General features: G+C 72.8%; 12 protein-coding genes. 8 read left to right on the forward strand and 4 right to left on the reverse strand.

Features of this window, described 5'->3' with window-relative positions:
* Positions 1-14: 14 nt before the first annotated feature.
* The gene (locus tag BJ963_RS15145; protein ID WP_179457389.1) at positions 15-440 is read right to left on the reverse strand and encodes an SseB family protein; all 426 of its coding nucleotides are present in this window, start codon (positions 438-440) and stop codon (positions 15-17) included.
* Positions 440-1,135: an endonuclease NucS gene (nucS, locus tag BJ963_RS15150; protein ID WP_179457390.1), complete on the reverse strand. Its 696-nt coding sequence runs from the start codon at positions 1,133-1,135 to the stop codon at positions 440-442. Before nucS ends, BJ963_RS15145 begins: the two co-directional genes overlap by 1 nt.
* A gap of 45 nt (positions 1,136-1,180) precedes the next feature.
* Between nucS and BJ963_RS15155 the strand changes: the two genes are divergently transcribed.
* Positions 1,181-2,227, forward strand: coding sequence for a lactonase family protein (locus tag BJ963_RS15155; protein WP_179457391.1), 1,047 nt, complete (start codon positions 1,181-1,183; stop codon positions 2,225-2,227).
* A gap of 139 nt (positions 2,228-2,366) precedes the next feature.
* Here BJ963_RS15155 and BJ963_RS15160 read toward each other — a convergent pair whose 3' ends face one another.
* Positions 2,367-3,629 (reverse strand): MFS transporter, encoded by a 1,263-nt coding sequence (locus BJ963_RS15160; protein ID WP_179457392.1) that lies wholly within the window; start codon positions 3,627-3,629, stop codon positions 2,367-2,369.
* Between the two features lie 69 nt (positions 3,630-3,698).
* On the opposite strand from BJ963_RS15160, the gene BJ963_RS15165 reads away from it, so the two are divergent.
* Both BJ963_RS15165 and BJ963_RS15170 read left to right on the forward strand, forming a co-directional pair.
* Positions 3,699-4,790: a substrate-binding domain-containing protein gene (locus BJ963_RS15165; RefSeq protein ID WP_179457393.1), complete on the forward strand. Its 1,092-nt coding sequence runs from the start codon at positions 3,699-3,701 to the stop codon at positions 4,788-4,790.
* A 4-nt stretch (positions 4,791-4,794) separates the two neighbouring features.
* On the forward strand, positions 4,795-6,003 hold the full coding sequence (locus tag BJ963_RS15170) for an amidohydrolase (protein WP_179457394.1): 1,209 nt from the start codon (positions 4,795-4,797) through the stop codon (positions 6,001-6,003).
* 109 nt (positions 6,004-6,112) lie between these two features.
* Here the strand turns inward: BJ963_RS15170 and BJ963_RS15175 are convergent, their stop codons facing one another.
* Positions 6,113-7,453 (reverse strand): MATE family efflux transporter, encoded by a 1,341-nt coding sequence (locus BJ963_RS15175; protein WP_179457395.1) that lies wholly within the window; start codon positions 7,451-7,453, stop codon positions 6,113-6,115.
* Positions 7,454-7,522: 69 nt separating this feature from the next.
* On the opposite strand from BJ963_RS15175, the gene BJ963_RS15180 reads away from it, so the two are divergent.
* The 5 genes from BJ963_RS15180 (at position 7,523) to BJ963_RS15200 (ending at position 12,341) form a co-directional block, all read left to right on the forward strand.
* The gene (locus BJ963_RS15180) at positions 7,523-8,146 is read left to right on the forward strand and encodes a hypothetical protein (RefSeq protein WP_179457396.1); all 624 of its coding nucleotides are present in this window, start codon (positions 7,523-7,525) and stop codon (positions 8,144-8,146) included.
* Between the two features lie 104 nt (positions 8,147-8,250).
* Positions 8,251-9,171: a hypothetical protein gene (locus BJ963_RS15185; protein WP_179457397.1), complete on the forward strand. Its 921-nt coding sequence runs from the start codon at positions 8,251-8,253 to the stop codon at positions 9,169-9,171.
* 55 nt (positions 9,172-9,226) lie between these two features.
* Positions 9,227-10,162, forward strand: a complete 936-nt coding sequence (locus BJ963_RS15190) for an ABC transporter ATP-binding protein (protein WP_179457398.1) — start codon at positions 9,227-9,229, stop codon at positions 10,160-10,162.
* On the forward strand, positions 10,159-11,853 hold the full coding sequence (locus tag BJ963_RS15195) for an ABC transporter permease (RefSeq protein ID WP_179457399.1): 1,695 nt from the start codon (positions 10,159-10,161) through the stop codon (positions 11,851-11,853). The genes BJ963_RS15190 and BJ963_RS15195 overlap by 4 nt, the downstream gene beginning before the upstream one ends.
* Before the next feature lie 14 nt (positions 11,854-11,867).
* Positions 11,868-12,341, forward strand: coding sequence for a GbsR/MarR family transcriptional regulator (locus tag BJ963_RS15200; RefSeq protein ID WP_089915729.1), 474 nt, complete (start codon positions 11,868-11,870; stop codon positions 12,339-12,341).
* Positions 12,342-12,350 lie beyond the last annotated feature (9 nt).

The raw sequence follows: 12,350 nt of genomic DNA on the forward strand, positions 1-12,350 counted from the left end.
ATCTGGGCGGCCGGTCAGTGCTCGCTGAGGGCGGATTCGATGTGCGAGCGCGCGACGACCATGGTGTGCGCGGCGGCCGGGTCGAACTGCACGGCGACGAAGTCGGCGGTGCGGATGAAGCCCAGCGCCTCGACCGCAGGCACGATGACCGCCTGCACGCGCGCGCCCTCGCCCTCCGCCGACTGCGCGACGGCCGCCCGCAGCGCGTTCATCGAGGTGAAGAGGGGGAGCACCGCCTCGCCGGTGGTGGAGCTGATGGTGCGCAGCCGGGTGTCCTGCGGGGTCGAGCCGGTCACATCCACCACCAGGCCGCCCTTCGCCGCCGCGGCGAGGAGCGCATCCAGGTGCTCCAGCGTCGGCTCGGCGGCGAGGGTGGTCAGCGCCTTCTTGACGGGGACGTTCTCGTAGCTCTGCGGGAAGCGCGGCTTCGGCTGTGCCATCAGAACAGCCTGCTGTCGCTGTCGTCGAGGCCGCGCATGGCGTCGTAGTCGAGCACCAGGCAGCGGATGCCGCGGTCCTCCGCCAGCGTGCGCGCCTGCGGCTTGATCTCCTGGGCGGCGAACACGCCGCGGACCGGGGCCAGATGCGGGTCGCGGTTCATCAGCTCCAGGTAGCGCGTCAACTGCTCCACGCCGTCGATGTCGCCGCGGCGCTTCAGCTCGACCGCGACGGCCGCCCCCGCAGCGTCCCGGGCGAGGATGTCGACCGGGCCGATTGCGGTCATGTACTCCCGGCGGACCAGCACGTGCCCGTCGCCCAGGAGGTGGATCTGCTCGGCGAGCAGCTTCTGCAGATGCGCCTCCACGCCGTCCTTCTGCAGCCCGGGGTCGATGCCGAGGTCGTGCGAGGTGTCGCTGAGGATCTCGTGGATGGACACCACGAGCATGTCGGCCGTCTTCGCCTGGGTGACGCGCCAGACCTCGCGGATCCCGGCCGCGCGCTGCAGCTCGTCGGGCTCGTCGACGGTCAGCGTGCAGGGCGGGCTCATCCAGTTGAGCGGCTTGTACGATCCGCCGTCGGAGTGGACCAGGAGGCTGCCGTCGGCCTTCAGCATCAGCAGCCGCGTCGCCAGGGGCAGGTGCGCGCTGAGCCGTCCCGCATAGTCGACGGAGCAGTTGGCAATGACGAGGCGCACCGCAACATCCTAAGTGCAGCCGGCGTCGGTGGTTGGATGGTCGGCATGGCCAACGAGCTCCTCATCGGCACCTACACCGATCGCCTCCCGCACGTCGACGGTCACGCCCAGGGCGTGCTCACCGCCCGGTTCGACGGGTCGGCGGTGACCGACGTGACCGTGGCGGCCCGGGTCGAGAACCCGTCGTGGGTGACGGCCGCGCCCGGCGACGCCCACGTGTACGCGGTGAGCGAGACGGAGCCGGACGGCGGTGTCGCCGCCTTCGCCCGCGGCGCCGACGGCGTGCTCACGGAGCTCGGCTCCGCATCGAGCGGCGGCCCGTCCCCTGCGCACGCGGTTGTGCACCCGAGCGGACGCTTCCTCATCGCGGGCACCTACGGCGGAGGGACGGTCTCGGTGTTCGCGCTCGCCGACGACGGATCGCTCGGCGAGCGGACGGCGTTCGTCCGGCACGAGGGGCGCGGGCCCGATCCCGAGCGGCAGGATGCGCCCCACGTGCACCAGCTGAGCGTGGACCCGGTGAGCGGGGACGTCGTCGTCGTGGACCTCGGCATCGGCGAGGTGCGCTGGCACGCGTTCTCGGAGGAGGGCGCGCTGACCCTCCGCCCGGAGGCCACGGTGGTGCTCGGCTCGGCGGGACCGCGGCATCTGGTGTTCCATCCCGACGGCCGCCACGTGGTGCTCGTGAACGAGCTCGACTCCAGCGTCGACGTGCTGCGGCGCGATGGCGACCGGTTCGTGCGGGTCCAGAGCACGACGACGCGGGCCGACGGCGCGGAAGGCGACAACCTCCCGGCCGCGGTGTGCGTCAGCGACTCCGGCCGCACCGTGCTCGTGAGCAACCGGGGGGATGACACGGTCGCGGTCTTCGCGTTCGACACGGAGGCGTCGCGGCTGACCCTGGTGGACTCCGTCGCGGTCGGCGGCCGCGCGCCGCGCGACCTCGTGATCGCGCCAGGCGGCGACCGGGTGCTGGCGGCCTGCCAGGACAGCGACGAGGTCACCGTGCTGGCCTTCGACGACGCCGACCGCAGCCTCCGCCTGCTCGGCACGTCCCCGGTCCCGACCCCCGTCTGCCTCCGCTTCGTCTGACCTCGTCCGGTCCCGTCCCGTCCCATTCCGTCCCATTCGCCGAGTCGTGACTCGTGAGTTGAGAGTCGTTGCCGTTATCCGCGCCGAGTTGCGACGTGATGTCGCAACTCGGCGGGATGGGACGGGGGAGCGGGGCGGGTCAGGCCGGGTCGGGGGAGGCGGCGCGGCGCTCCGCGGGCGCGGCGACCGGGCGCACGGCCGGTGCGGCCAGGAACGCGGCGATCAGCAGCGCGAGCACGAGGAACAGCGCGTTGAGGAGGCCGAAGTGCTGGCCGAGGAAGCCGATCAGCGGCGGTCCGGCGAGGAACGCGCAGTATCCGATGATCGCGACGGCGGAGACCCGCGCGGCCGGGTTCGCGGCACCGTCCGCCGCGGCCGACATCCCGAGCGGGAAGCCCAGGGAGACGCCGAAGCCCCAGAGCACGGTCCCGACGACGACCAGCCACATCGGGCCGCCCACGATGAACAGCACCAGCCCGACGGCGCCCATCCCGGCGGTGATCCGGATGGCGTTGACCCGGCCGATGCGGTCGACGATCGGGCCGCCGACCACCCGGCCGACCGTCATCGCGACCACGAAGAAGCCGAAGACGAGTGCTCCGACGGAGTTCGCCTGGCCGTGACCGTCGACGACGGCGAGCGAGATCCAGTCGTTGGCCGAGCCCTCGCCGAACGCCATCCCGAGCATCACGACGCCGATCAGGATGAGCCGCCAGTCGGCCCAGACGGCGAGGGACGTGCGCATCCGCTCACCGAACGGGATGCGCTCCTTCTCCCCCTGCTCGTCGCCCAGCTCGGCCTCGCGCGGGATGAACCGGACGGCGACGATCGCGATGACGACGACCACGACGCCGATGCCGAGCAGATGCCAGACGACCGCGATCCCGAGGGCTGCTGCTGCGGCCCCGATCCCGGCGCCGACAACGGTCCCGAGGCTGAAGCACGCGTGCATGAGCGGGAGCAGCGTCTTGCCGATCTCGCGCTCGACGGCGGTGGCCTCGACGTTCATCATCACATCGACCATCCCGTTGCCGAACCCGAGCAGGATCAGCCCGACGGCGACAGAGGGGACGGAGTGGAAGACCGTCGACCCGAACCCGATGAGCAGGATGCCGACGGCGACGATCACGAGCCCGCCGACCATCCCGCGATGCGGACCGAAGCGCACCAGGATGGGCGAGGAGACGGTGAGGCCGAGGATCGCGCCCACCGACATTCCGAGGATGAGCAGTCCGACCGCCGACGGGTCCTTGCCCAGCCCCAGGTCGTCGCGGATGCCCGGGATGCGGGCCACCCAGGTCGCCAGCGCGAGGCCGGAGAGGATGAAGATGACGAAGACCGCGTTGCGCCAGGCGGTGAGCTCGCGACGGGAGCGCGCGGTGGTCGAGATCGGCTGTGACATCGGGGCGGTTCCTGGGGGTTCGTCGGCTCGAATCGTTTCGATCGAAACGATTCGACTAAGCTAGCACACGTGAACGAACCCAGCACAGCCCCGGCGGGCGCGCGGCCGACTCTCGCCGCGGTCGCCCGTCTGGCCGGCGTGTCGAACTCCACGGCCTCGCTCGCCTTCTCCGGCACCGGACCCGTCTCCGACGCCACCCGGGAGCGCGTGCTCGCCGCGGCGAAGCGTCTCAACTACGCCGGTCCCGACCCGCGGGCGCGCTCGCTGCGCCGCGGCCGCTCCGGGATCGTCGGCGTCGTGATGGAGGAGCGCGTGCGCGACGCCTTCCGCGACCCGATCAAGATCGCGCTGCTCGACGGCATCACGGAGGAGATCGGCGCGATCGACGCGGGCCTGCTCATCCTCACGGACGCCGGCGAGGCCGCGCAGCGCATCGAGGACGCCCCGATGGATGCGGTGGTGCTGGTGGGCTGCAGCCCGCGGCTGGACGAGTCGGTCGCCATGCTGCGCCGGCGCGGTATCCCGCTCGTCGCCATCGAGGGCGACCCGGCCGACGGCGTCCCGACGATCGGGCAGGACAACCGGGAGGCCACCCGGGTCGCCGCCCAGCACCTGTACGACCTCGGCCACCGCGACGTCGCGGTGGTGGCTCTCTCGCTCACCCGCGACCGCGCCCGCGGGCCGCTCACCCCGGACCGCCTCGCCGCGGCCAGCTCCACCACGGCCCTCGACCGGCTGGCCGGCGCCCGCGACGTCTTCCCGGACGCACCCGGCTGGGTCACCCGCGGGTCGTTCGTGGAGGAGGGCCGAGCGGCTGGTCGTGCGCTCCTCGCCGACGCGCGCCATCGTCCGACCGCCGTGATCGCCCAGAGCGACCTGCTCGCGGCGGGCGTCATCCGCGCCGCCGAGGAGCTGGGGCTCGAGGTCCCGGGGGATGTCAGCGTCGTCGGCTTCGACGGCGTGCGCGTCGACGGCCTCTGGCCGTACGACCTCACGACCCTCGTGCAGCCCGCCGTCGACAAGGGCAGGGCGGCCGGACGTGCGGTCGTCGAGATGCTGGAGGGCGGGGAACCGATTCCCTCCACATTCACGAGCGTTTTCCACCTGGGCAACACAACCGCCGCCCCGCGGGACTCCTCGGGGGCGCCGGCCGTAGGCTGACGGCATGGATCTCGAAGCCGTCTACCGCGACCTGCACGCCCACCCCGAACTCGCCTTCACCGAGCACAGAACCGCCGGCATCGTCGCCGACCGGCTCACCGAGCTGGGGCTCGAGGTGCACACCGGCATCGCCACGACCGGGGTCGTCGGCGTGCTGCGCAACGGCGACGGGCCGACCGTGCTTCTCCGGGCGGACATGGATGCGCTCCCGGTTCGCGAGCAGACCGGGCTCGCGTGGGCCTCGACCGAGACGGTGTCCGACGACGACGGCAACGCGGTGCCGCTGATGCACGCGTGCGGTCACGACATCCACATCACGTGCCTGCTCGGTGCCGTCGAGGCGCTGAACGGCTCCCGCGGTGAGTGGTCCGGAACCCTGGTCGCGCTGTTCCAGCCGGCCGAGGAGCACGGCGGCGGGGCCCAGGTGATGGTCGACGACGGCCTGTATGAGAAGGTGCCGGTTCCGGATGTCGTGCTCGGGCAGCATGTGGTGCCGTACCCGGCGGGGATGGTCGGCGCGCATCCTGGCGCGGCCATGGCGGCGGTCGACACGATGGAGGTGACGCTGCACGGGCGCGGCGGTCACGGTTCGCGGCCCGAGACCACGATCGACCCGGTCGTGATGGCTGCGGCGACCGTCATGCGGCTGCAGACGGTCGTGTCGCGCGAGATCGCGCCGCAGGAGACCGCCGTCGTCACCGTCGGCAGCCTGCACGCGGGCACGAAGAACAACATCATCGCGGCCGAGGCGAGGCTGGGCATCAGCGTGCGCAGCTTCAACGAAGAGGTGCGTCAGCGCGTGCTGAGCGGAGTGAACCGGGTGATCGAGGCGGAGTCCCAGGCGTCCGGAGCCCCGAAGGCTCCCGACCTGGAGTGGGGCGAGCGCTACCCGGTCACCGTGAACGACCCCGCGTCGACCGAGCGGGTGAACGCCGCGTTCGCGGCCGAGTTCGGCGCGGACAGTGTGCTGCATCCCGGCGCGCTCTCCGGCAGCGAGGATGTCGGCAACCTCGCCACGGCCGCGGGCGCTCCGCTCGTGTACTGGATGCTCGGAGGGGCCGATCCGGAGACGGTGCGTGCCGCGATGGCAGCGGGCACGGTCGAGACCGACATCCCGACCAACCACTCGCCGTTCTTCGCGCCGCTGCCGCAGCCGACGATCGACACCGGGGTGCGGGCGCTGGTCGTCGCGGCGCGGGAGTGGCTGGCGTAGAGCTTCCGGCGGAGGCGCCGGCGGGCGTTCGCGCGGGCGTACCGGCGGTGCGTTCCCGCGGCGGTTCGCAGAGCGGTCCGCGCGTCGGTCCCTGCGGCTCGGCGAGAGGTCAGACCGTCGCGCCAGCGCGCATCCACGTGCGCCCTCGTGCGCGAAGGCCGAGAGTGACCGCCCGGGCGCCGAGGTAGCCGAAGGCGAACGCAGCGGTCAGCGCGGCGAGACCCGCGGCGTCGTGGCCGCCCCAGACGGCGGCCGCGACGGCGAGGGGGACGAACACGGCGACGTTCGCGAGGCCGGTGAGCGCCAGATAGCGCGCGTCGCCGGCGCCGATGAGCACCCCGTCGAGCACGAACACGTACCCGCCGAGCGGGGCGCCGGCGCCCACGATGGCGAGCGAGACGGGCAGCAGCGCGGCGACCGACGCGTCGCTCGTGAAGAGGGCCGCGGCGACCGGGCTCAGCGCGATCGTCGCCAGCCCGAGCACCGCGCCGGCGCCGATGCCCCACTGCACGCACCGCCTCAGCACCGCGCGCACGCTCTCGAGGTCGCCGGCGCCGAGGCCCTTCCCGATGAGTGCCTGCGCGGCGATGGCGAGCGCATCCAGGGCGAAGGCGAGCGTCGCGAAAACGGTCATCGCGACCTGGAAGGCGGCCAGCTCGTCCGGGCCCAGCCGCGTCGCCACGAAGACGGCCAGCAGCATGGCGGCGCGCAGGCTCGCCGTGCGGAGGAACAGCCAGCCGCCGGAGCGCGCGGTCCGCCCGATGCCCGCGTGATGCGGGAGGAGGGAGGCGCCGACGCGCCGGGCGTGCCGGGCGACGATGACCGCGTAGACCAGCACCATGGCCCACTGCGCCGCGACGGTCCCGAGCGCCGACCCGCGGATGCCCAGCCCGGCGAGGTAGATGAACGCATAGTTCAGCACGATGTTCGCGGCGAAGCCGGCGACCGCGACGGCGAGCGGCGTGCGGGTGTCCTGAAGCCCGCGCAGCAGCCCGGTCGCCGCGTAGACGAGCAGCATGGCCGGGAGCCCGAGCATCGAGATGCTCAGATACTGCGACGCCTGCTCGCTCACGTCGGCGGACGCCCCGAACAGGCCGACGAGGAACGGCGAGGCCGCCCACCCGGCGGCGGCGAGGACGACTCCGAGGGCGAGCGCGAGCCAGCAGCCGTCCACGCCCGCAGCGACGGCGCCGCGTTCGTCGCCCGCGCCCAGCCGTCGCGCGACCGCGGGCGTCGTGCTGTAGGCGAGGAACACCATCAGCCCCACGATGGTCTGGAGCACGGCGCTCGCGATGCCGAGGCCGGCGAGGGGTGCGACGCCGAGATGACCGACCATCGCCGAGTCGGCGAGGAGGAAGACCGGCTCCGCCACGAGCGCCCCGAGGGCGGGCACGGCGAGGCGCAGGATCTCGCGGTCGACCGGGCGGCGGAGAAGGATGCTCACGACCATCCACGCTAGCCCGCGCCGCCGACGTCGTGTCGGCGTCCCGATGTCGGCGGCCCTTCCTACAGTGGACACATGAGCCACTTGATGCCGGAACCTCTCGCGACCTGGACCTGGCGGCTCGAGCGTGTGCGCAACGGCCGCACCGTGCTCACCCGGGCGCAGGCGACGACCGCCCGCGCCGACCTCATGAACGACCGCGCCGCGCATCCGGCCGACTACGCCGACTACGACGAGGAGTACACGACGGCTCTCGACGAGCTCGATGTGCTGTCGCGCCAGGCCAACCGGCACGACGACCTCCTGTCGGTCATGGCGGCGGACCGGCGCGCGGCCGAGCGTGAGGCCGCGGCGGCCGGAACGGCCCGTGTCGGCGCGCCGGGGGCGCGTTCCCGCACCTCCCTGGCGACGGAGCACGACCGGGTGCCCGCCGGCCTGCCCGAGCCGCTGGACCAGTGGGTGCATCGGCTGATCCGGTACCGCGCCGGCGTCAAGATCATCACGCCCATCGAGGCCGCCCGCGCCGAGATCCGCCTGCGCAACGAGGCCGACCTGCAGCCCGCCGCGTATCGCACGGGCGTCGCGGCGGCCTACTACGCCCGTGTCATCCGCGAGCTCGGGGAGATCGCGACGGCGGAGCGCCCCGGCAGGCGGGATGCTCCCGGGCTGGCGCGCGGGCTCGGCGCGGCCCTCGTCTGACGGCTCTGCGGGCGGGCCGGCGTGACCCCGCGTTCGCGGGCAGCGCGCATCGCGCGGTGCGCCACTACGATCGACGCAGACGCGTGAGGTGAACGGGGGGCGCGGTGAGTCCTGACGAGGCAGCGGAACTGCTGGGGGTGTCGCCCTCGGCGACCCGCGATGACGTGGAGCGCACCTATCAGACGCGACTGGCGGAGGCGGGCGGCGATACGCAGCGGCGTGACGCCCTGACCGCGGCACGGGGTGCGCTCGTCGCGGCATCCACGTGGCAACCGCCCTCCGCGCAGAACGCGCCGACGCAGCCGTACCCGCCGCAGGGTGCTCCGACGTCGCCGTACCCGGCGCAGGGAGCGCCGTCGCAGCCGTACCCGCCGCAGTCGTATCCGCCGCACGGGGCTCCGCCTCAGCCGTACGCATCCCAGCCGCAGCCTCCCTTCGCAGGCCGCCCACCGTACGGCGCGCCGGGCCACGCCGCGACCGGGGGCCCCTACGCGGGCGCGTACCAGGGCTATCCGCCTCCGCCGCCGCGCAATCGGATGTCGACCGGCGCGATCGTGGGCATCACGGTCGGCGGCATCGTGGGCGGCCTGGCCATCCTGCTGGTCGCGGTGCTCGTGATGGTCTCGATCGGCGCAGGCGCGAGCCGGATCGCCCAGGCCGGCAGCACCGCCAGCGCCTCCCCGTACGAGAGCGACCCGGGCGGCGGCTCGTCCGGCGACCCGTCGGATGAGCCGACGCAGGAGCCGTCCGACCCGGGCTTCGGGGATGCCGTCGACGACTACGACGTCGACGGCGTGCACGTCCACTACGTCGACGGCTGGACCTTCGAGCTGACGCCCGGCCAGACCTGCGCGGGCGCAACGGTCATGGCCACCTTCGCCGACACCCCCGACGGCGAGACCCTCGACTCGTGGAGCACCACGGTCGATCTCGAGGCGGGCGTCCCCTACGAGCTGACCATCCCGGACGACGCGTCCGACTACGACTACGTGGGCATCGAATCGGTCCAGTGCGGTCAGGCCTGACACGCCGGAAAACACAACTTTCACAAATTACTGAAAAAGGCGTAGCATCCCGCCCATGGATGCCGTGATCGACGTCGCCGGCCTCGAGAAGAGGTTCGGCCGCGTACATGCTCTCGATGGCCTCGACCTGACGGTGACGCCGGGAGAGGTCCACGGCTTCCTCGGCCCGAACGGCGCGGGGAAGTCCACCACCATCCGAGTCCTCCTGGGCCTCGCCCGGGCCGATGGCGGCCACGCTGCCGTCTTCGGCGGCGACCCCTGGAAGGACGCGGTCGCCCTCCACCAGCGGCTCGCCTACGTACCCGGCGATGTCACCCTCTGGCCCAACCTCTCCGGCGGCGAGGCGATCGACCTGCTCGCACGCCTGCGCGGCGGCACGGCCGACCACGCGCAGTACGCAGCCCGCAAGAAGCGTCTGATGGATGTGTTCCAGCTCGACCCGACCAAGAAGGGCCGCGCGTACTCGAAAGGCAACCGGCAGAAGGTCGCTCTGGTCGCCGCCTTCGCGACACCGGCGGACCTGTACATCCTGGACGAGCCGACCAGCGGCCTCGACCCGCTCATGGAGGCGGTGTTCAACGCCGAGATCCAGCGCGTCGCCGCCGCGGGAGCGACGGTCCTGCTGTCGAGCCACATCCTCTCGGAGGTCGAGCAGCTCTGCGACCGGGTGAGCATCATCCGGTCCGGACGGACGGTGGAGACGGGAACGCTCGACGAGCTCCGCCACCTCACCCGGACCGAGTTCTCGTTCAGCGCGGAGGGCGTCTCCCAGGATGCGGTCACAGCGCTCGCCGGCACGCACGACCTGAGGGTGGTCAACGGCCGGGTGCGGTTCACGGCCGACAGCGACGCCGTCCCGGCGCTGCTCGGGTCGCTCTCGCGGCTGGAGGTGCGCGGCCTCACCGTCGCGCCTCCCTCGCTGGAGGAGCTGTTCCTCCGCCATTACGGCGACGACGTGACGGCCGATGAACGCATCGGAGCGTCACGATGACGACGACCACCGCACCGCTGCGTTCCGCGCGGACGGGCGAAGCCATCCCGCGTCCGAGTGCCGGCACGACCCTCCTCGTGCTGATGCGGCAGCGGCTGCGCCGAGACCGGTGGCAGCTGCTCATCTGGCTCGTCTGCATCGCGCTGCTCGCGCTGTTCTCGGCGTCCGCCATCGATCAGACCTACGGCGACGCGACCGGGCGCCTGCAGTTGATCCGCCTGGCGATCGCCGACCCGACCATCCTGGTCCTGCGCGGACTCCCGCAGGGCACGTCGCTCGCCGCGGTCACCTTCTTCGAGATCTACACGTTCCTCGCTCTGCTGGCCGGGCTCATGAACACCTTCCTCGCGGTCCGGCACTCCCGCGCGGAGGAGGAGTCCGGCCGGGCGGAACTGGTCGGCTCGACTCCCGCCGCGCGTCTGCTGCCGACCACGGCGACCGTGCTGCACGCGGTCCTGGTGAACATCGTCCTCGCCGTCGCCACCGCGGTCGGCTTCATCGGCGGCGGCCTCCCGGCCTACGGCTCGCTCGTCGCGGGCGCCGCGACCGCGGGTGCAGGTTTTGCGTTCTTCGCCGTCGGACTTCTGCTCGCCCAGCTGCTCAGCACGTCCCGCGGGGCCAACGGGTTCGCGGCGGCCGTCGTGGTCCTCGCCTACGTGGTCCGGGGGATCGGCGATGCGATGGGCACGCCGTTCGGCGACGGCACGCACCTGCGCTCCGCGTGGCCCACCTGGCTCAGCCCGATCGGATGGGGCGAGCAGTTCGCGCCGTACACCGCCGACGACTGGCGGCCGCTCCTGCTGCAACTCGGCCTCGCCGCCGTGCTGATCGCCGCGGTGTACGGCCTGCAGTCCGTCCGCGATACCGGGGCCGGCCTCATCCCGGAGCGGGCGGGCCGGGCGAACGCGCGCCCGAACCTCGGCGGCATCTTCGGCCTGGCCTGGCGGCTGCAGTGGCCGACCGTGCTCGGCTGGACGGTCGGCGGTGCGCTCGGCGGACTGCTCGCCGGTGCGCTCGCCAACCTGATCAACAGTTCGATCGCAGAGAACCCGGCCCTGTCGGGCATCCGGCTGGCGATCGGCCGCATCGGGGGCGGCGGGTCCGGCCCGCTCGCCCAGCTGTTCATCTCGGCGATCTTCTCGATCATCGGCGTGCTGGCGGCGGCCTGCGCGGTGCAGGCGGTGATCCGGCTCCGCCAGGAGGAGGCGTCGGGGGCGGCCGAGCTGGTGATGTCCGCGCCGCTGACGCGCACGCGGTGGCTGTTCTCGTACGTCGCGGTCGGCGTCATCGCGGTGCTGGCCGTGCTCCTCGCCGGGGCCGTCGCGTCCGGCCTGTCGGCGGTCGCCGCCGGTGAGGACGTGTCGACGATCGGCGACTCGTTCTCCGCCGCCGCGGCACAGGTGCCCGTCGCGCTCGTCTACCTCGGGGTCCTCACGCTGGTGTTCGTGCTGGTCCCGAGCTGGACGGCGCCGGTCGGCTGGGCCGCGCTCGGTCTCGGCGCCTTCATCGGCATCTTCGGCGGGCTGATCAAGCTGCCGGAGGGCGTGCGGCACCTCTCGCCGTTCGCCGATGCACCGGTCGTGGTCGGCGACGTCGACTGGACCGGTGGATACTGGATGCTCGGCATCACGGTCGTCGCGCTCGCGGGCGCGGCGGTCCTGATCCGCCGCCGGGATTTCGCGATCGGATAGACGGGACGGTGCCCATGGCCCAGGACGAGGCGGCGCTCGCCGAGGTGATGGAGCACTCCGCTGCCGTGCTGACGGCGGCCGGATTCCCGAAGATGCCGGCCCGGGTGCTGATGGCGCTCACCGTGACCGAGACGCCGGGACTGACCGCCGCCGAGCTCGCCGAGCGGCTCGAAGTGAGCCCGGCGGCCATCTCGGGAGCCGTCCGCTACCTGCAGACGCTCGGCATCATCCGGCGCCTCTCGCAGACCGGCAGCCGGCGCGACCGGTACGAGATCCCGAGCGACTGGTACGCGCTCATGGTGCGCAACAGCCCGATCTACGGGGTCCTCGCCGATCAGGCGGAGGCGGGTCTCGCCGCCGTCGGCGACCCCGACTCGCCAGCGACCGAACGGCTGCGCGACATGGCCGGGTTCTACCGGTTCGTGCAGGGACGCCTTCCGGGCCTCATCGCGGAGTGGGAGCAGGTGCGCAGCGCGCGCGAGCCGTGACGCCGCGGC

Source organism: Leifsonia soli, assembly GCF_013408745.1.
GTDB lineage: Bacteria > Actinomycetota > Actinomycetes > Actinomycetales > Microbacteriaceae > Leifsonia > Leifsonia soli.

Bases quoted from the DNA above. Each gene is read 5' to 3' on its own strand.
- BJ963_RS15180 (WP_179457396.1), top strand. From the start codon at position 7,523: ATGAGCCACTTGATGCCGGAACCTCTCGCGACCTGGACCTGGCGGCTC.
- BJ963_RS15200 (WP_089915729.1), top strand. From the start codon at position 11,868: ATGGCCCAGGACGAGGCGGCGCTCGCCGAGGTGATGGAGCACTCCGCT.
- BJ963_RS15170 (WP_179457394.1), top strand. From the start codon at position 4,795: ATGGATCTCGAAGCCGTCTACCGCGACCTGCACGCCCACCCCGAACTC.
- BJ963_RS15145 (WP_179457389.1), bottom strand. From the start codon at position 440: ATGGCACAGCCGAAGCCGCGCTTCCCGCAGAGCTACGAGAACGTCCCC.
- BJ963_RS15155 (WP_179457391.1), top strand. From the start codon at position 1,181: ATGGCCAACGAGCTCCTCATCGGCACCTACACCGATCGCCTCCCGCAC.
- BJ963_RS15190 (WP_179457398.1), top strand. From the start codon at position 9,227: ATGGATGCCGTGATCGACGTCGCCGGCCTCGAGAAGAGGTTCGGCCGC.
- BJ963_RS15195 (WP_179457399.1), top strand. From the start codon at position 10,159: ATGACGACGACCACCGCACCGCTGCGTTCCGCGCGGACGGGCGAAGCC.
- BJ963_RS15160 (WP_179457392.1), bottom strand. From the start codon at position 3,629: ATGTCACAGCCGATCTCGACCACCGCGCGCTCCCGTCGCGAGCTCACC.
- BJ963_RS15175 (WP_179457395.1), bottom strand. From the start codon at position 7,453: ATGGTCGTGAGCATCCTTCTCCGCCGCCCGGTCGACCGCGAGATCCTG.